Source organism: Sinomonas sp. P47F7 (assembly GCF_049332655.1).
Classification (GTDB): domain Bacteria; phylum Actinomycetota; class Actinomycetes; order Actinomycetales; family Micrococcaceae; genus Sinomonas.
This window is the reverse complement of record NZ_CP186327.1, coordinates 927,664-945,471: the sequence shown is the minus strand read 5'-3', so window position 1 is coordinate 945,471 and position 17,808 is coordinate 927,664. Positions and strand designations below refer to the sequence as shown.

General features: G+C 67.9%; 17 protein-coding genes. 4 read left to right on the top strand and 13 right to left on the bottom strand.

Annotation, left to right across the window (positions count from 1 at the left end):
- Nucleotides 1–4: 4 nt before the first annotated feature.
- Together ACOKR1_RS04605 and pepD are read left to right on the top strand one after the other, a co-directional pair.
- Entirely contained in the window at nt 5–1,045 is a 1,041-nt protein-coding gene (locus ACOKR1_RS04605) for an ABC transporter permease (protein ID WP_422935570.1), read from the top strand.
- Between the two features lie 15 nt (nt 1,046–1,060).
- Nucleotides 1,061–2,524, top strand: a complete 1,464-nt coding sequence (gene pepD, locus ACOKR1_RS04600; RefSeq protein WP_422935569.1) for a beta-Ala-His dipeptidase — start codon at nt 1,061–1,063, stop codon at nt 2,522–2,524.
- Between the two features lie 167 nt (nt 2,525–2,691).
- Here pepD and ACOKR1_RS04595 read toward each other — a convergent pair whose 3' ends face one another.
- From ACOKR1_RS04595 to ACOKR1_RS04540, 12 genes are all read right to left on the bottom strand, one after another.
- On the bottom strand, nt 2,692–2,904 hold the full coding sequence (locus ACOKR1_RS04595; protein ID WP_422935568.1) for a hypothetical protein: 213 nt from the start codon (nt 2,902–2,904) through the stop codon (nt 2,692–2,694).
- Nucleotides 2,905–3,230: 326 nt separating this feature from the next.
- Nucleotides 3,231–3,899: a 2-oxo acid dehydrogenase subunit E2 gene (locus ACOKR1_RS04590; RefSeq protein WP_422935567.1), complete on the bottom strand. Its 669-nt coding sequence runs from the start codon at nt 3,897–3,899 to the stop codon at nt 3,231–3,233.
- A complete protein-coding gene (locus ACOKR1_RS04585) occupies nt 3,896–4,759 on the bottom strand; it encodes a class II fructose-bisphosphate aldolase (protein ID WP_422935566.1) in 864 nt (287 codons plus the stop codon). Before ACOKR1_RS04585 ends, ACOKR1_RS04590 begins: the two co-directional genes overlap by 4 nt.
- Before the next feature lie 25 nt (nt 4,760–4,784).
- Nucleotides 4,785–5,027, bottom strand: a complete 243-nt coding sequence (locus ACOKR1_RS04580) for a lipoyl domain-containing protein (RefSeq protein ID WP_415853666.1) — start codon at nt 5,025–5,027, stop codon at nt 4,785–4,787.
- 39 nt (nt 5,028–5,066) lie between these two features.
- On the bottom strand, nt 5,067–6,119 hold the full coding sequence (locus ACOKR1_RS04575; RefSeq protein WP_422935565.1) for an alpha-ketoacid dehydrogenase subunit beta: 1,053 nt from the start codon (nt 6,117–6,119) through the stop codon (nt 5,067–5,069).
- Complete coding sequence (locus tag ACOKR1_RS04570; RefSeq protein WP_415853664.1) at nt 6,116–7,102, bottom strand: thiamine pyrophosphate-dependent dehydrogenase E1 component subunit alpha; 987 nt, start codon at nt 7,100–7,102, stop codon at nt 6,116–6,118. The genes ACOKR1_RS04575 and ACOKR1_RS04570 overlap by 4 nt, the downstream gene beginning before the upstream one ends.
- Nucleotides 7,103–7,208: 106 nt before the next feature.
- Complete coding sequence (locus ACOKR1_RS04565; protein WP_422935564.1) at nt 7,209–8,051, bottom strand: HAD-IIA family hydrolase; 843 nt, start codon at nt 8,049–8,051, stop codon at nt 7,209–7,211.
- On the bottom strand, nt 8,048–9,556 hold the full coding sequence (locus tag ACOKR1_RS04560) for a xylulokinase (protein ID WP_422935563.1): 1,509 nt from the start codon (nt 9,554–9,556) through the stop codon (nt 8,048–8,050). The genes ACOKR1_RS04565 and ACOKR1_RS04560 overlap by 4 nt, the downstream gene beginning before the upstream one ends.
- 5 nt (nt 9,557–9,561) lie before the next feature.
- Entirely contained in the window at nt 9,562–11,043 is a 1,482-nt protein-coding gene (locus ACOKR1_RS04555) for an iron-containing alcohol dehydrogenase (protein ID WP_422935562.1), read from the bottom strand.
- A gap of 33 nt (nt 11,044–11,076) precedes the next feature.
- Nucleotides 11,077–12,141, bottom strand: coding sequence for an ABC transporter permease (locus ACOKR1_RS04550; protein WP_422935561.1), 1,065 nt, complete (start codon nt 12,139–12,141; stop codon nt 11,077–11,079).
- A gap of 11 nt (nt 12,142–12,152) precedes the next feature.
- A complete protein-coding gene (locus ACOKR1_RS04545) occupies nt 12,153–13,715 on the bottom strand; it encodes a sugar ABC transporter ATP-binding protein (protein WP_422935560.1) in 1,563 nt (520 codons plus the stop codon).
- Between the two features lie 55 nt (nt 13,716–13,770).
- Nucleotides 13,771–14,766, bottom strand: a complete 996-nt coding sequence (locus ACOKR1_RS04540; protein ID WP_422935559.1) for a substrate-binding domain-containing protein — start codon at nt 14,764–14,766, stop codon at nt 13,771–13,773.
- Nucleotides 14,767–15,248: 482 nt separating this feature from the next.
- Here ACOKR1_RS04540 and ACOKR1_RS04535 point away from each other — a divergent pair, with 482 nt between their 5' ends.
- Together ACOKR1_RS04535 and ACOKR1_RS04530 are read left to right on the top strand one after the other, a co-directional pair.
- Entirely contained in the window at nt 15,249–16,907 is a 1,659-nt protein-coding gene (locus tag ACOKR1_RS04535) for a sensor histidine kinase (protein WP_422935558.1), read from the top strand.
- Nucleotides 16,897–17,256: a response regulator transcription factor gene (locus tag ACOKR1_RS04530; protein WP_422935557.1), complete on the top strand. Its 360-nt coding sequence runs from the start codon at nt 16,897–16,899 to the stop codon at nt 17,254–17,256. The genes ACOKR1_RS04535 and ACOKR1_RS04530 overlap by 11 nt, the downstream gene beginning before the upstream one ends.
- Nucleotides 17,257–17,273: 17 nt before the next feature.
- Here ACOKR1_RS04530 and ACOKR1_RS04525 read toward each other — a convergent pair whose 3' ends face one another.
- Nucleotides 17,274–17,612, bottom strand: a complete 339-nt coding sequence (locus tag ACOKR1_RS04525) for an Hpt domain-containing protein (RefSeq protein ID WP_422935556.1) — start codon at nt 17,610–17,612, stop codon at nt 17,274–17,276.
- Nucleotides 17,613–17,808: the final 196 nt, after the last annotated feature.

Sequence of the window (17,808 nt, the reverse complement as noted above, 5' to 3'; positions counted from 1 at the left end):
CAACATGTCAAAGAAAGCCACCCTCGACATGCCCAAGAAAGCCGTTCTGGACAACACGCCGTCATCCGACGCGACCTCGGTCAGAGGCAGGGCCATGCGCCTCCGCCCGGCGGAGCTGTGGCAGTCGGCAGGCCCGTTCGCCGTCTTCGCGGCACTGTTCATCCTCGTCGCGGTCCTGACGCCCACGTTCATCGGCGGCGGCGGCCTCAGCATCCTCGCCGTGCAGGCTGCGCCGATCCTCCTGGTCGCGCTCGGGCAGGCCATGGTCCTCCACGTCGGGTCCATCGATCTGTCCAACGCGGCGGTCGTCGTCTTTTCGGCGATCATCCTCGCCCAGACGCTCGGGCCGTTCGGGGCCGTGGCCCCACTCCTCTGCGTTGCCCTCATGACGCTCATCGGCGCAGTGAACGGCTTCCTGATCGCCTTCGGCCAGGTGCCGTCCTTCGCGCTCACCCTTGGCACACTGGGCATCCTGCAGGCCGCCTCGCTCGTCGTGAGCAATGCGACGACCGTCTACGCGACCGGGAACACCGAATTGCTCGATTCCCTGTATGGAACTGCCCTGGCCGACCTTCCAGAGGCCTTCTGGCTCGGCGTGGTCGTCGCCGCGGCCCTCTGGGCACTGCTCCGGTTCACCCGAACCGGGCAGGGAATGACCGCCGTCGGCCTGAACGAGTCCGGCGCCCTCTTCTCCGGGCTGAGGACGCGGTGGCTGAAGGTTGCCGCCTTCGCCCTGTCGGGGCTCCTGTCCGGTATAGCCGGCGTCCTCGTGATCGCCCAAGGCGGAGCAGCGTCGTCGTTCGGGCTCGGAAGCGACCTGCTGCTGCCCGGCATCGCCGCGGCCATCGTGGGCGGGACAGCGATCACGGGAGGCGTCACCAACCCGATCAACATCGTCTTCGGCGCACTGACAGTCGGCCTTGTCCCGATCGGCGCGGCCGCAGTAGGCATCACGCCGCAGGCCCAGAGCCTCGTCTACGGCCTCGTCATCATCATCGTCGTGGCGCTGACGATGAACCGGAACCGGGCCGGCGCGGTCAAATAAAAGAAAGGAATTCCCGTGTCCTCACTCAAATCCCTCCAGCCCCAAGAGGTGTTCTCGTTCTTCGAGACCCTGTCAGGCATTCCCCGTGGCTCCGGCAATGAGAAGGAAGTCGCCGATTGGGTGGTGAATTTCGCGCGCGACCGCGGCTTGGAGGCGAGCCAGGACGGAATGCACTGCGTTCTGGTCAAGAAGCCCGGGCAACACGGCCTGGAAGACGCGCCTCCGCTGATTCTGCACGGCCACCTGGACATGGTGTGCGAGAAGGATGACGGGGTCACACACGACTTCGTGAGCGATCCGATCGAACTCCTCGTCCAAGGGGACTTCGTGACCGCGAACGGGACTTCGCTCGGCGCCGACAATGGCATCGGCGTCTCCTACATCCTCGCGCTCCTGGATTCGCAGGACCTTCCGCATCCGCCGCTCGAAGCAGTACTGACGGCCATGGAGGAGAAGGGAAAGGTCGGAGCCGCCCAATTCGACACGTCGAGGCTGTCGGGCAAGCGCATGATCGACTTCAACTGGATCACCGACAAGGAGATCCTCGCGGGCTGCAGTGGGGACGTGACCTTCACTGTCGACCTCCCCGCAGAATGGGAGTCAGTGCCGGGCACCCACACCGAAGCCCGCCTTCTCAAGGTCCGTGGGCTTGCCGGCGGGCACTGCGAGTTCGACATCCACCTCGAACGCGCCAACGCCGTCCTCGTCCTCGCAAGGATCCTCAACGGCCTGCTCTCGCAGCACGATGTCAGGATCAGCGATCCCCACGGTGGCGCGCAGAATAACGCGATCCCCGCAGATGCCCAGGCTGTTCTGCTCCTTCGGCCGGAAGACGTCGGGGATGTGGAAAAAGCCGTCGCCGAGCTCGAGCGGACCCTGGCCGACGAGTATCGACTTGCCGATCCTGACGTCAGGCTCAGGCTCGAGCCAGCCGAAAGGCCTGAGCGCGCCTTCTCGGCCGAGGCGGGAGCGCGTTTCGCGCGGCTGACGGCGTTGATCCCCAACGGCGTCCTGAGCTGGAGCCTTGCCGTGCCAGGCATCGTCGAGAGCTCGAACAACCTGGGCACAGTGCGCACCACGTCAGACGGCGCCCGGCTCATGTCCACCATCACGGCGGCCGTGACATCGCGCAAGCACGAGATCTTCGATCGGGTGCGTTCGCTCGCCGCGCTGGCCGGCGGGGGTGTGGTCGTCGAGCAGTACGGCCTCGATGCCCCCGAGTTCCCGTACCACCCGGGCTCCCGGATCCTGGGGACCGCCCAGGCGGCGTTCAGGGACGTCATGGGGTCAGAGCCCGATGTCCATGTTTCTCAGTGCAGCCTGGAACTGGGCATGTTCAGCCGGAAGATCCCCGGGCTCGACATCATCTCGATCGGCACCGAGCTCCATGATCTCCACTCCCCCAAGGAGACCGTGAACCACACCTCGGTGGCAAAAGTCTGGCCGCTCGTCCAGGCGGTCGTGAGCCGGCTGAGCTGAACCAGGCGGCGGAACCGCCTCCTGCACGATGGGCGCCCTTTTCTGGCCCGTCGCAGATCGTCGGCCTCTTACCAGAGGCCGCTCTCGATCGGCGGCGGGCCAGATGCTTTTCCGACCCTTCGGATCTGCTCGGTTCGCAATGCCGTTGAATTCTTCGACGAGCCGGACTAGTTCATGGACTTCGGGGACTGGTCGGCGCGGGGCCTCCTGGGATGCGTGTTCCCGAGGCCCTTCACGTGGATCTCGTCAGCCATCGACCTGAGCGAATCGTCGATGCCCGCAATTCGCCCCAACAGAGCCTCGACGCGCCTCAGCGCGAGCTGACGGTGGTCGGCCGCGGCCCACCGGAATTCCAGCTCCAACGTCAACTGCCTCGCCATTGGAATAGAAGACCGTGGCGATTCCCGCGACCTTCCCTACCTCGGCCTCCGTCACCTCGTTAGTCGCTCTGGTGTTGAAGTGGTGCGCATGCCGTAGTCCAGCCCGCAACGCTTGGCTGCCGCGGCTATCGCGCCGACACCGGGACGGCTCGCCAGTCACGCGCGTCCACGTCCGAACGGACCACGTCCACGGTCGACTGCGCCCCGCTCGCGACTGACGGCGTGGACTGGCCGAGGCGCAGTGTTCTGGCGTCAACCCGGCGCCCCGCGCACGCCAATGGGCCCGAGCTTCTTTGGCTCGGGCCCATTGGCCTGCGGAGAGTCGCTCAGATCGACTCGAGGTGCTGCTTCACGGAAGTGAGGAAGCGCGCACCGGTGGCTCCGTCGACGGCTCGGTGGTCGCAGGTGAGGGTGAGCTTCGCCTGGGGGCGCCAGACTGCCTCGACGTCGCCGTCGCCTACGTACTCCTGACGGGTTGCTCCCACGGCGAGGATGGCGACCTGGGGGACGTTGAGGATCGCGTCGAAGTACTCGATTCCCATCATCCCGAGGTTGGACACGGTGAAGGTGCCGTCGGAGACGTCGGCCATGCCGAGGCGCCCTTCCCGGGCCCGCTGGGCCAGGTCGCGACGCGAGGCCGCAATCCCGACGATGTCGAGATTCGCCGCGTCCTTGATGACCGGGACCATGAGTCCCGCCGGCGTGTCGACGGCCATACCCAGGTTCACGCTGCCGAACGTGGTCACGGCTTCGTCCCCGTAGTGCGCATTGAGGGCCGGATGCTCGCTCAGTGCGCGTGCACAGGCCGCGAGGATCGCGTCCGTCACCGTCGCCCCCGGGATCCGTCCCTTGACCGTCAATGCCGCGCCCATATCGGCTTCGACGGCGAGATGGAAGACGGGTGCCTCCCAAGCGGAGACCATCCGGCGGGCTGCCGTCCGCCGGATGCCCTTGAGGGGGGTGACGGTACCGTCCTTCACTGGGGTGGACGTCATCGGCTCCCCAGGGGAAGGCTCCGAGCCTTGCCGGCGCAGCCGTAGAGCTCCATCTTCTGGACGGTCGCAGCGATCATCCGCTCGCGGCCCTCGGCCATGGCTTCCTCGAGCTGCCTGTCGCCCTTGGCCCACACCGCCTCGATCCCCGAGCGGAACGCGTGCCGCAGATCGGTGTCGGCGTTGAACTTGTGAACGCCGGCAGCCATCGCCGCGAGGATCTCGTTGTCGGGAACCCCTGAGGCGCCGTGGAGCACGAGAGGGATTCCGACGGCGGCTTCGATCTCCTTGACCCGCTGGATGTCCAGCGGCTGGGGCTTGGCGAGCGGCACACCGTGGACGATGCCCACCGAAATGGCGAGGAAGTCGACTCCGGTCTCCGCGACGAACCGTTCGGCCTCGGCCACGTCGGTGTAATAGGCGGACCAATCGACCTGCTCGTCGGCATTGGGGATCTTGCCGAGCTCGGCCTCGACGGGGATGCCGAACTCATGCGCGACCTCGACGAGCTTGCGCGTCGTGCGGATGTTCTCCTCGAAGGGGAGGTGCGCGCCGTCGTACATGATCGAGGTGAAGCCGAGCTTGATCGCCTCGAGCACCTCGTCCCATGGACCGTGATCAAGGTGGATCACGTAGTTCGACTCGGATTCCTCGGCGATGCGCTTCGTCATCTCATAGGCCTTCTTCAGGCCCATGTGCGGGACGATCGCGCGTCCCACCTGGAGGAAGACCGGCGCCTGGGCCCGCTCGGAAGCCCTCACGAGCGCCTCGGCGGTCTCCTCGTTGTGCATGTTGAATGCCCCGACGGCATAGCCGCCGTCTCGCGCGTCCTGGACGATCTGACGCGGATCCACCTGTGGCATGGTCCCATCCCTTCCGCTTCCGCCGTCAGGCGGTCTCGATGTATGCCAATACGGCGCGGACCTCGACGGTCTCGCCTTCGGGGACGACGATCTCGGCGAGGACGCCGGACGCGGGGGACTCGAGGGTCTCCTCGACCTTCTCCGCCTCGACCTCGGCCAATGGCTCGTCTTCGGCGACGGTGTCGCCGACGTTCTTCAGCCAGGTGGCAACGGTTCCCTCGCTCATGCCCATGCCCCATTGGGGCAGCAGGACCTCGACTCTAGCCAATGTGTCTCCTTCAATAGATGGTTCTTGGGGGTTGATGTGTCAGAAGCCGGGTGCCGGGGAGGTGAGGCGGGCGGCCTCGGACAGGCTCCCGGGCCGCGTGCCGGTCACGCGCCGGATCGCGTCCTCGATGCTGTCCCGGTTGGGGTAGAGCTGCTTCTCCAGGGCAGTGCTGAACGGGATCTGGGTATCCGGTGTGGTGACCCGCACGATCGGGGCACGCAGGGACTCGAAGGCCTCCTCCGCGACGATGGCCGAGATTTCCGCGGCCGCGGAGCAGGTGCGGTGGGCGGGGTCGGCGACGACGAGGCGCCCGGTGCGCTGGACGGAGCGGATGACCGCTTCGGCGTCGAAGGGGACGAGCGTCCGCGGGTCGATGACCTCCACGGACAGGCCCTCCTCGGCCAGCGACTCGGCGGCCACGAGGGCCTCCGGCACGGCGCTCGAGATGGCGACGACGGTCACGTCGCTGCCCTCGCGGGCAACGCGGGCCTGGCCGAGGGGGATCCGGTACTCCTCCTCGGGCACCTCGCCCTTCGTGCCCCAGAGCATGCACGCCTCGAAGGTCAGCACCGGGTCGTCGCAGTCCACGGCGGTGCGCAGCAGGCCCTTGGCGTCGTAGGGGGTCGAGGGCACGATGATCTTCAGGCCCGGGACGTTCATGAACATCGGGTACGGGCGGTCCGAGTGGTGGGCGCCGGTGTTGAGCCCGTAGAACATCGCGGAGCGGAAGACCACGGGCAGCGACGCCTGGCCGCCGAACATGTAGCGGTTCTTGGCGACCTGGTTCACGAACTGGTCCATCGCCATGTACAGGAAGCTCGAGTACGAGAGGTCCACGATCGGCCGCAGTCCGGTCATGGCCGCGCCGGCTGCGGCGCCGACGATCACCTCCTCGGAGATCGGGGTGTTGCGGATGCGGTTCTTCCCGAACAGCTCGAGGAAGTCGCCCTTGTCCTTGCGGGACTTGCCCGCTCCGGTGGTCCCGTAGACGTTGGCTTCGACGTCCTCGCCGATGATCACGACCCGGGGGTCGGCATCCATGGCCTCCCGCTGGGCGGCGCCGATGGCTCCGAGGTAGCTCATGACGGTCATGACAGCGCTCCAATCGGTTCGGTGTAGAGGTCTTTGAAGGCGACGCTGGGGTCGGGGTACGGGCTCCTGTCGGTGAATTCGACGGCGTCGTCGACTTCCTTCAGGACCTCGGCCTCGAGCGCGTCGAGCTGCTCGGCGGTCGCGGTACCCCGCTCGATGAGCCGCTCGCGGAACAGGACGATCGGGTCACGTTCCATCCATGCGGCCCGTTCGTCCTTGTCGCGGTAGTCGGTTCCGAGCCGCAGGCCTTCGGAGTGCTCGTTGAAGCGGTAGGTGACGACCTCCACGAGGGTGGGGCCGTCCCCGCGGCGGGCGCGCTCGACCGCGGCAGCGGTGGCCTCGTAGACCGCGAGGACGTCCTGGCCGTCCTCCACGCGGACACCGGGGATCCCGAAGCCGGGGGCGCGCTCGGCGATCACCCCGGAGGTGACCGTGTGGGCGGGTGTGGAGAGGGCGTACTGGTTGTTCTCGCACAGGAACACGACCGGGAGCTCCCACACCCCCGCGAGGTTCATCGCCTCGTACAGGCAGCCCTGGTTCGCGGCCCCGTCGCCGAAGAAGGCAAGTGAGACGCGCCCGTTTCCCAGAACCTTGCTGGAGAGGCCAGCGCCCGTGGCGATCGGGATGGAGGAGCCGACGATGCCGGACTCCCCCAGGCTCCCGACCGCGAAGTCGGCCAGGTGCAAGGACCCTCCCTTGCCGCCGCACACCCCGGTCGCCTTGCCCACGAGCTCGGCCATCAGCGGCCCCAGAGGGGAGCCCTTGCCGATCGGGTGGCCATGGCTGCGGTGGTTCCCGGTCATGTAGTCCCCGTCCCCCAGCGCCATGCAGGCCCCGACTACCTGGGCCTCTTGGCCGATGCTCGTGTGCACGGTGCCCGGGATATAGCCCCGCTTGACCATCAGCGAGGCCCGCTCGTCGAAGCGCCGGATGCGCAGCATGCGCCGCTGCATTTCCAGCAGTGTCTCCGGTGAAAGGTCCATCACGCCTTCCTTTCAATATTTATTCAGGACTCGAATTGAAATTTATTCTACGGGTGTGCGGGGTACCTGACAAGGATCGGCCTGAATCCCGCGGGTCTGAGGTCGGCTACGGTTCGCGGAGGGCGCGGAGTAGTGCGTCGATCCTGGGGAGGACGAAGGTCGGCCTCCTGGCCGGGGGCAGCTGGGCTGCCATCTCCTCGGTGCTCTCCCCAGTCAGGACGAGGGCGGAGTCGATTCCAGCGTCGGCTGCCATGGCGATGTCGGTGTGCAGCCGGTCCCCGACCATCAGGCATTCGGGCCCAGGCAGGCCCAAGACCTCCAGGGCGGTGTGCAGCATGACAGGGGAAGGCTTTCCGAGGTTCGCCTCGCATCTGACGCCGGTGCTGGCCTCGATCGCCGCGATCACAGCGGCCGCGTCCGGCTCCCCGCGCCCCTCGGGCATCGGGCAGTACGCGTCAGGGTTCGTGGCCACCAGCCTCGCCCGCCGGTGCTGCCAGAGGGCGTCGAAGGCGATCTGCAGCTTGCGGTAGTCGAAGCCGCGGTCGTAGCTGGCGATGACAATGTCGATCTGGCGCGGGTCTTCGGTGGTGCGGATGCCCGCTGCGCGGATCGCCCTGACGAGGGGGTCTTCCCCGATGACGAAGACCGCGGCGCCGGGCGCCTCCCGGAGCAGCCAGGCGACCATGGTGACCACCGGGTTGACGATGCGGTCCGAGGGTGTGGGCAGCCCGAGCCGGGTGAGCTTGTCCGCGTACATCTGCGGGTCCCGAGTCGGGTTGTTCGACAGGAACAGGGTCTCCCGCCCGAACCGGCGCAGTGTGGTGACCAGCTCGTAGGCCCCCGGCAGGAGCCGGTCCCCGAGGTAGATCGTGCCGTCGAGGTCGAAGAGGTACCCGTCGTAGGCCCGCAGGGGCCGGGCCACGAGCTCGCGGGGGGCGGCGCTGGTCATTGCGTCGCCTCCGCAAGGCGGGCGAAGATCTCGCGGTTCGCCGGGTAGACGTCCCGGTAGACGCTGTAGAGCCGGTCGTATGAGGCAGCTTGGTCCGGCTCGGGCTCGTAGGAGACGCCGATGCCGCTCATCGCCTTCGCCGCGGTCTCGACCGAGTCGTGGATTCCGAGGGCAGATGCTGCGAGCATGCCTGCCCCGAGGCAGGTGCTCTCGGGTTCTCGCACCACCGAGACGCTGCGCTGCGTCACGTCGGCGATGATCTGGCACCAGAGCGGGCTGCGGGAGCCCCCGCCGAGCGCGACGACCTCGGTCACCGGCTGGGACAGCGCGTTCTCCGCCCCCGTGGTGAGGAGCCGCTGCTCGAAGGCCAGGCCCTCCAGCAGCGCTCGGTACAGATGGGCCTTGCCGTGCACGCCCGTCAGGCCCAGGAGGATGCCCCGGGCGTTGTGGTCCCAGTAGGGTGTGAGGGCGCCGGTCCAGTAGGGCAGGACGAGCAGCCCCTCGGCGCCCGGGGGCAGTTTAGCCGCCGCCGTCTCGAGCACCTGCTCGGGCGTCAGGTCGAGGCCGAGGGCGCGTGCGTCGAGGCCTGAGAGCTTCTCGACGAACCAGTTCAGGTTAACTGTCCCGCCCCCGATGAAGGTCTCCAGCGTGTAGGCGCCCGGCACCGCTGCGGAAAGCGTGCGGTACTCGCGGGCGTACGCGTATTGGTCCGAGAAGGTGCCCGAGACTATCCCGCTGCCGAGGTTTAGGTAGGCGCGCCCGCCGGTGATCGCCCCTGCCCCCAGCTGGGCGCACTGGCCGTCTCCGGCGCCGGCCACCACCGTAACTCCGGGCGGAAGCCCGAGCTGGGCGGCCACCCGGTCGTCCAGATGCCCGAGGATGCTTCCCGGGGCCCGCAGCGCGCTCAGCTGTCCGCGTTCGAGTCCGACGGCTTCCAGGAGGGAGTCGTCGTAGTCGAGGCTGGCCATGTCGACCAGTCCGAGGGGATCGGCAGAGGCCCAGGAGGTGAGCCATTGGCCTGTGAGCCGGTGGATGAGGAATCCGTGGACGTCGACGACCTTGCCGATGCGGGCCATGGTTTCCGGCTCGTGGTCCGCGAGCCAGAGCAGCTTGTACCAGGCCGGGGTGGGGTTCGCGGGCTTGCCCGTGATCCGGTGCACCTCTTCGGTGCCGTATCTGGCGACCTCCGCGGTTGCCCTGGTGTCCAGCCACAGCATTGCCGGCCGGAGAGGGTCCCCTGCCTCGTCGAGGCATACGAAGCTCTCGCGCTGGTGGGTGATGCACAGGGCTCCGATCCTGGAGGAGTCGACCGTCTGCGCGGCCCGCCGGATGGCTTCGGCGCACGCTTCCCACCAGTCCTCGGCGTTCTGCTCCCCCCATCCCGGTCGCGGCAGGCTCAGGCCGAACGCCCGGCGGGCCTGCGAGAGGGCTTCGCCCTGGGAGTTCCAGACCACGGCCTTCGCCGCCGTCGTGGAGCAGTCGATCCCGATCACGTAGTCGTGCATGAGCCTCACTCCTTCCCGGCGTCCGCGGCGGAGGCGGCTGCGGCAGCTCGCTCGAGGACTTCGTCCACGTCGCCCGGCTCCCACCAGCCAAGGAGCATCAGCAGGTCGACCACGGTGAAGCGGTTGCGCATCAGGGCGCAGTTCGCCACAGCCCACCGCGTAAGCCCGGGGTCTATGTGCTGGCCGAGGTCGGAGAGCCGGACAGCTGCACCGGCGCGGTTCAAGGCTGCGGCAATCGATGCGGCGGGGCGCACCAGGTCCCGGAGCTCTCCGTGATGCTCGCCCCACCTGTCCACGAGTGCCTGGATGCGGGGGAATTCCCATGCGATGGCCTCGAGCTTTGCCGAATAGTCCCTCCAGCACTCGTCCGCCACCCGCAGCGAGGAGTCCACCCGTTCGAAGGCGGCCAGGACGCGCCTGCGTCCCCGCTCAGGGTCGAGCGTCTGTTCCAGGGGGAGGACGCGCGCTGGGCCGTGATCGGCGAGCCTGTCGAAGAGCATTTCCCAGGCGCTGGCCGCGATCACTGCGCCCGCCCCCACCTGCGCGCCATGCAAGCCGGACGGCATCCCCTGTCCGGCGTGATACTGGTCGAGCATGTGGCTGATGAGGTGCTCTACTCCCGAGAGCACGGCGCTGGTGCCCGCGACTCCGGTGACGATCCCGCGCAGCGCAAGGGCCCTGGTCAGACTGGCCACCGCGTCGGGGTCGCCTTCCCTGACCCCCTCGCTGCAGCTTTCGAGGTCCAGTCCGACGGTCGACAGGAGCCGGACCGCGTTGTGGCTGTAGGTGCGGTCGGTCCCGACCAGGGAAGCCAGCCTCCAATCGGCTGGCGCGGTGAACATGGAGGTCATTTCCCCGAAGCCTGCCCGGTTCATGCGCGCGGGGGCCTCGGCGATGACGTCGGTGTCGGCGACCACGACATCGGGCCAGCAGGAGGGAACGGTGCGCTTCACTCCGTCGCGGAGCACGACCGAGACGTCGTCCGTGTAACCGTCCACGGATGCAGCCGTCTGCACCGTGAGCAGGACCGGGGCTGTCCCCTCCGCTGCCGAGCGCTGGACGGCGATCTTCGCGATGTCGCTGATGGTCCCCCCGCCGACGGCGACCACGGCGGCCTTGCCGCGCGCGGCCGCGGCTGCCTCGTCGAGGACGCTGTCGACGACGTGGAGCTCGGAATGCCCGTCGTCGAGCACGGTCCGGGAAACCTCGAAGCGCTTCCCGAGCTGCTCCTCTACGACGTCCTTGACGTCCTCGCCGCGCCGGTTGATCCTGACGGGATCGGCCAGCAGGGCCACCCTTGGCTTCTTCCCGCTTCCGCTCGCAGGCTGCCTGGTCGAGAGGATCTCGGAGACCGCCTCGCCGATGACGGAGAGGGCTTCGGAGCCGATGATCAGGCGCTGGATTCCGCAGGGGGCCAGAGTGCTGTCCGGGTCGGACTCGCGCAACAGCGGTTCGATTGGTTCGACGGCATAGGTCTTCGAAGGCATGGCTGTCCTAGTGGAGTGTGGTGGGGGACCGAATCAGGCGGCTTGGCGGGAGCGGCTTGCCCTGTCGGTCAGGACTGCGACGATGATCGCGATGCCGATGACCACGGGCTGGAGATTGGGTGAGACGTTCAGCAGCGACATCCCGTTGTTCAGCACCCCGATGATCAGGAGGCCGATGAAGGTGTTCAGCATTCCGCCCGAGCCGCCGGAGAGGCTGGCCCCGCCGATGACGACGACGGCGATCACGTTGAGCAGGTCGGCGGTGCCGGCCGTGGGCTGCGCGGAGTCGAGGCGCGACCCGACGATGACACCGGCGACAGCCGCGAGGAAGCCGGCGATTGCATAGACGCCGATCTTGATCCGGGTCACGTTGAGCCCCGATAGACGCGCTACCTCGGCGTTGCCGCCGATGGCGTACAGGGCACGCCCGGTGGGGCGGAACCTGAGCCAGAACGCGGCGATGAGGAAGGTCGCGATCATGATGATCCCCTCAAGGGGAACACCCAGGAGGTTCGCGCTCGTGATCGCGAGGTACCAGTCCGGGAAGTCGTTGATCGGGTTGCCGTTGGTGATGTAGAGGGCCAAGCCGGCGCAGGCAGACATGGTCGCCAGCGTCGCGACGAAGGGCTGGATGCGCCCGATGGTCGACAGCAGGCCATTGACCACCCCGACAGCCGTCCCCGCTGCCAGCCCGATCACCGCGCAGAGCTCGAAAGGCACGCCGAGCGAGCGGTAGAGCCAGGCGCTGATCATGAGCGAGAGCGCGAGGTTGGAGCCGACCGAGAGGTCGATCCCGCCGATGAGGATCACGAGCGCGGCCCCAACGGCCATGATGCCGATGTCCGCGTTCTGCGTGACGATGTTCGAGAGGTTGTGCCACGTGAAGAAGTAAGGCGAGGTGATCGAGAACACGACCATCACGACGACGAGCCCGAGAAGCGGGCCCGGCAGGGACCGGAGAGCCTTGAGACCGCCGGCTCCGAGCGTCCTGGCGTTGAAGCCGGCGGAACTGGGCTCTGTGTCCGCGTTCTCCGCGGCCCTGTCCCCCTGCGGCGCCAACGACCTCTTGTGGGGCGCGTTATCGGTGGTGGTTCGCATGACTGCTCTTTCTATGGCTGAGGTGTTGAAGCGGACGGTGCGGAGGAGAGCTCGGCCTCGATGGTCGGGGCATTGGCCGAGGCCGCCTGGAAGGCCAAGTCGATGACCCGCTGGGGAGTGGCTTCATCGCGGGTCAGGATGCCCCGCTGGCGTCCTCGGGACATGACGAGGACCCGATGGGACAGGCCGAGGACCTCCTCCAGTTCGGAGGACACGACGATGACGGCCATCCCGCCGGCGGCCAGGGACCGGATGATCTCGTAGATGGCCATCTTCGCGCCGACGTCGACGCCGCGAGTCGGCTCGTCGACGATGAGGACCTTCGGATCCTTGACGAGCCACTTGCCGATGAGGATCTTCTGCTGGTTACCGCCCGACATCGACTTCACGGGCAGCGCCATGTTGCCTCGGACATCGAATTTGCGGCGCTGGACCGCGGCGACGTCGCGGATCACCTTGCGCGTCACGAGACCTCCGCGCGCAAGCTGCCGCTCCCAGGGCAGGGTCAGATTCTCCTCGGCCGAGCGGTCGAGATTCAGGCCTTGGCCCTTTCGGTCCTCGGGGACCATGACGATGCCGGCACGGATTGCCGATTGAGGGCTCGTGCAGGGGAGCTTGCGCCCTTCCAGGACGACCTCTCCCTCGTCGGGCCGGTCGACTCCGGCAATGGCTCGGACCACCTCGGTGCGCCCGGCTCCTACGAGGCCGGCAATGCCGAAGACCTCACCCGCCTCCACATGGAAGTCGATGCCGGCGAAGACCCCCCGGCGGCCGAGGCCGCGGACCTCGAGCACTGCGTGCCCGAGGCTCGGCTTCGGGGGGACGTGCTCGTAGGTGAATTCGCGTCCCACCATGGCGTTGATGATCGCTTCCTTCGGGACGCTCCCCGAGGACCAGGACGCGACGCGGGAACCGTCGCGGAGGCAGACGATCTCATCGGCCACCTCCCGCACTTCGTCCAGCCGGTGGGAGATGTACACAACACCCGTGCCGGCTGCCCGCAGAACACGGATCCTCTCGAGGACGTGCTCGGTCTCCGACTCGCCGAGAGACGCCGAGGGCTCGTCGAACACCACATACCGCGGCTGCCGGCTGATGGCCTTCGCGATCTCGATCTCCTGCTGAACTGCCATGGAGAGCCCTCGGACGGGACGGCGCACGTCGAGATCGACTCCAAGGGAATCGAGCACCGCCCGGGCATCGCGGCGAACGCGGCCCCAGTCGACGCGCCCCCCGTGGCGCGGCAGGCGGCCGATGAAGATGTTCTCGGCGACCGACAGTTCCTGGATCAGCCGGGTCTCCTGATGAATCAGGGCGACTCCCTGGCGCAGGGCTTCGGCCGGGCTGGACGGCGCGTAGTCCGCCCCGTCCAGCCACATGGCCCCGCCGTCGGGTTTGACGACTCCGGTGATCACCGAGCTCAGGGTTGACTTCCCTGCACCGTTCTCGCCCACGAGCCCCACCACGGTCCCCGGGGAGACCCTGAAGTCGACGGACTTCAGGACGGTCACGCCGCTGTACGCCTTGACGAGGCCAACACCTGCCAGGCCACTATTGTCTGCTTCCGCGTTCATGACGCCTCCCGCCTGCTGCACATTCCCCGGGATCCCGTGGGCCTTCTGAACAAGATCACTTGAAGGACTGGGCGTCCGGTCCGTAGAACTCTTCGACCTTGTGCTGCGTCACGGTGTCCTTGTTGATGAGGACGGTGTCCTGGTACTGCTCCTGAGGGATGTCACTGCCCTTGCCCTCCATGAGGGCGATCGCGTTGTCCACCGCCATCTGGCCCATCCTGTACGGCTGCTGGGCCATCGTGGCCTGCGTCAGGCCGCTGGCGACCCCGTCGAACATGGTGGGGAATCCGTCGATGCCGACCGAGAAGATCGTCTTGCCCGATTCCTTCGCCGCCTTGGACGCACCGAGCGACATCGCGTCGCTCTCCCCGAAGACGGCCTTGACGTTCGGGTGAGCCGTGAGGATGTTCTGGGTGGCCTTGAATGCCTTGGTCTCGTCCCAGTTGGCAGTGTCTTCTGCGACGACCTTGACGCCGGGGTTCTCCTTGAGAGCGTTCTGGCAGCCCTGGGTGCGCTGGATCTCCGCTGTGGAGCCGAGGACCCCGTGCAGGATGGCGAGCTCGCCCTGGCCCCCGATCTGCTTGAACATCCAGGTGCAGAGATCGTGGGCGGCCTTGACGCTGTCCGTGGCGATGTAGGTCGACAGCTTCCCCTGGCCCGACTCGGGCCGCTGGTCGACGGCGATGACCGGAACCTGCGCCTGGTTCGCCGCGCGCACGCCCGCTGCGGCCGCGGTCGAGTCCTGGGACGTGAAGATGAGGGCGCCGATCTGCTTCGTCAGCAGGTCGTTGACCTGCTTGATCTGGGCCGAGGAGTCGTTGTTGGCCGAGGTGATATCCACGTCATAGCCCTTCTTCTTGGCCTCGTCCTTGATCCCAGCGACTTCGGCGACGTAGAAGAGCGACTTCTGGTCGGCGACCGAGACCCCGATCACCTTCCTAGCTCCGCCCGAGGAAGCGGGGGCGTTCTGCCCGCAGGCCGCGAGGGAAAGCGCGGCGAGGCCCGCCGCGATCACAGCGCAGCCGATCCGGACGGTCTTGCGTGAAGTCATCTTCGTCTCCTCTGTTGCATTTTTATGCAAGCGGCCAATTCGTATGCAACGATAGTGCGATGCAGGTCACAGACTTGTCAACAGCCGAGATCCTGGGCCAAGTCCAGATCGCCCACATCGCAACCCCGGCACTTCTGAGACCAGGCCCTCGTGATCATCTGGCAGCTGCTCAAGGACCCCTACACCGATCCGGACATCAAGGACTCCCTGCTGCAGACCCCGGGGACACTGCCCGGGCACCCCTGGTGCACCTCGAGGACCTCCCCGCAAAGTCCAGGACCGCGCCCTCGAAGGGGAAGGCGCCGCCTAGACACGAGCCCAACCCGGGCGGATCCTTGTAATGTTTGTTGTGGAAGATGTCAAGGAGTGTGACAGGCCTTTTGGGGGAGGGAGCCTTGGGAGACCAGCTAGGGGGTCGGCGGCGGGGAGCGGGGCGAGCGCTCCATGGGCTCTTCTACGAGCTACCCCCGCGGTGGCGGGCTGTGCTGGGCCAGCTGCCCCTGACCGCCGCAATGGCCCTGGTCGCCGCCGTGGCCGCGGTCTGGCACCCCGGTTTGGCAGGTGATCCGCTGTTCCGGACCGGCATGTTGGCCCAAGCCGTCCTTCTTGCCCTGGCCGCCGCGGTGCCCTGGCACCGGCTGCCGGCCTCGGCGGCCCTCGCGGTCCCCGTCCTGCATTTCGTCCCGATCGGGATGGTCCGCCTTGCCGGGCTGCACTCCCCCATGCAGCTGGGGGTCCTGGCGGTTATCCCCGTGGTCTGGCTCGCGTGGTCCGGGCTGCACCCCAGATTCTGCCTGGCCACGACGTTCCTCGCACCCCTGCTGATGGTCTGGGCGCCCTTGGCCGCGGCGGGATCCGGCGACGCCGGCGCGTACGCGGACGTTCTGGTGCTGCCGGCGATGATGCTCGCCGCCGGCACGGTCGTGCACATGCTCGCCACGAGCACCGCCGAGCAGCGGCGCTCCCTCGAGCGGGCCCGAGATCATCTGCGGGAGGCGCTGGAAGCAAAAGCCCGCGAGACCAGGCTGCTGGACACCGTGCTCGAGACGATCCCCGTCGGAGTCCAGGCCATCGACGCCCACGGCGCCACAGCTGTGGCCAACCGGCAGCAGCTGCTGAACAAGGCCCTCGCCGGGCGCGTGCCCGGCGTCGGGAATGAATGGCCGCGGATGTTTGCCCCCGACGGATCCCGGCTCGTTCTGCCGAAGCAGCCCGTCATGCGCGCGCTGCGCGGGGAGGCGTTCTCCGACTACATCGTCCGCCTCGGCGACGGGCCGTCCCAACGCGTCTTCTCCACCTCCGCCCGCCCGATCCCGACGCCAGAGGGCGGCACCGACGGTTCGGTGCTCGCCTTCACCGATGTGACGGCACTCATAGAAGCATTGGCGGCGAAGGACGCTTTCCTCTCCAACGTCTCCCACGAACTGCGCACCCCGCTGACCTCGGTCCTGGGCTACGTCGACCTGCTGCTCAAAGCCCCCGGGCTGCCCGCCCACGCCAGAGACGGCCTAGAGGTCGTGCGCCGCAACGCCCAGAGGCTCCAGCGCCTCGTCACCGATCTGCTCACCGCAGCCGCCGGCGCCGTCGACGCCCGGCCCGAACCGGCCGACATGGCCGAGATCGTCCGCCTCGCCGTCGCCACCGCCGCCGACGCAGCCGAAGCCGCCAGCGTGTCCCTGACTGATCTGACCGAGCACCGGCCCCTTCCCGCAATGCTCGACCCGGTCCGCATCGCCCAGCTGCTGGACAACCTGCTCTCCAACGCGATCAAGTACACCCGCCCCGGAGGGAGAGTCACCGTGCGGGCCTTCCGAGCCCGGGGCGGGATAGCCTGCGAGGTCGCCGACACCGGGATCGGGATGACCGGGGAGGACACCGAGCGGATCTTCACTAGGTTCTACCGCGCGGAGACCGCCCGCCAGGACCACATCCCCGGCATCGGCCTCGGCTTGGCCATCGCCAAGTCCATCGTCGACGCCCACGCAGGGCGCATCGCATGCACCAGCCGGCCGGGAGCCGGGACCACCTTCACCGTCCTCCTCCCCGACCTCCCCGCAGACCCGGCCCGCCAGGACCCGCAAACCCACTCCCCGGCCGCCGGCCGGGAACGACGAGACAGGGAGGACAGCCGTGCCCGATAGCAGAACCGCCGTCGTCATCGAAGACGACGACGACGTCCGCGGCCTGATCGGCGCCGTCCTGCTGGCCGCCGGACTCCAGGTCCACGCCGCAGCCAGCGGCGGCAATGGCATCTCCGCCGTCCGCGAACACCAGCCCGACCTCATCATCCTGGACTACGGGCTGCCCGACGTGGACGGCCTCTCTGTCGCCGAATCCCTGCGCGAGTTCACCACCGCCCCGATCCTGCTGCTCACCGCACGCGAAGACCTCGTCGCGGCAGGCCACGCCGCCATCACCGATGCAATGTCCAAGCCCTTCCAGGTCACCGACCTCAGCCGACGCGCACAGGCACTCCTGGGCCGAACCTGATCTAGGCCCGTGCAGCCTCAGGGCAGGCCGCTGAGGAAGCCGCCGCGGAGAGTCCTCACGGTCCGGCGCCCGCACTCCGACAGTCCGCCGCAGAAGAGCTCCAGGTCCACTTGGGAGCCGCCCTTAAGGGCACGCTCGACGCAGGCAGCCTCTCCGGACAGGCGCCGGGCACCGACCATCGCCGAGGACACTTTCAAGCTCAGCACCGCATCCAGGGCATTGTCCATCCGCCCCACCGCCACAGCCTCTGCCAACGCGGCGTACCGGCGCTCCCACAGCCCCACGAAATCGCATGCGAACCGCCGCCCCGCACCCGGAAGCTCAGCCTCCAGAGCGGACAGGACAGCCAGGTCCACGAGTGGACCAGCGTCCGCGCATGAGCCCGCGCAGGGGCCATCCGCACAGGGCGGGCATTCCATCGCGGGCCTCCAAAGGGGAACAGAACGGGAGTCAGGACACCGTCCACACTACGGGCACGCCACGTCGGAACAGCCGAACCCCGGTCCAAACTGCGACAAAACTGAGCATTCACGCGCCCGCGCTGACACCGCG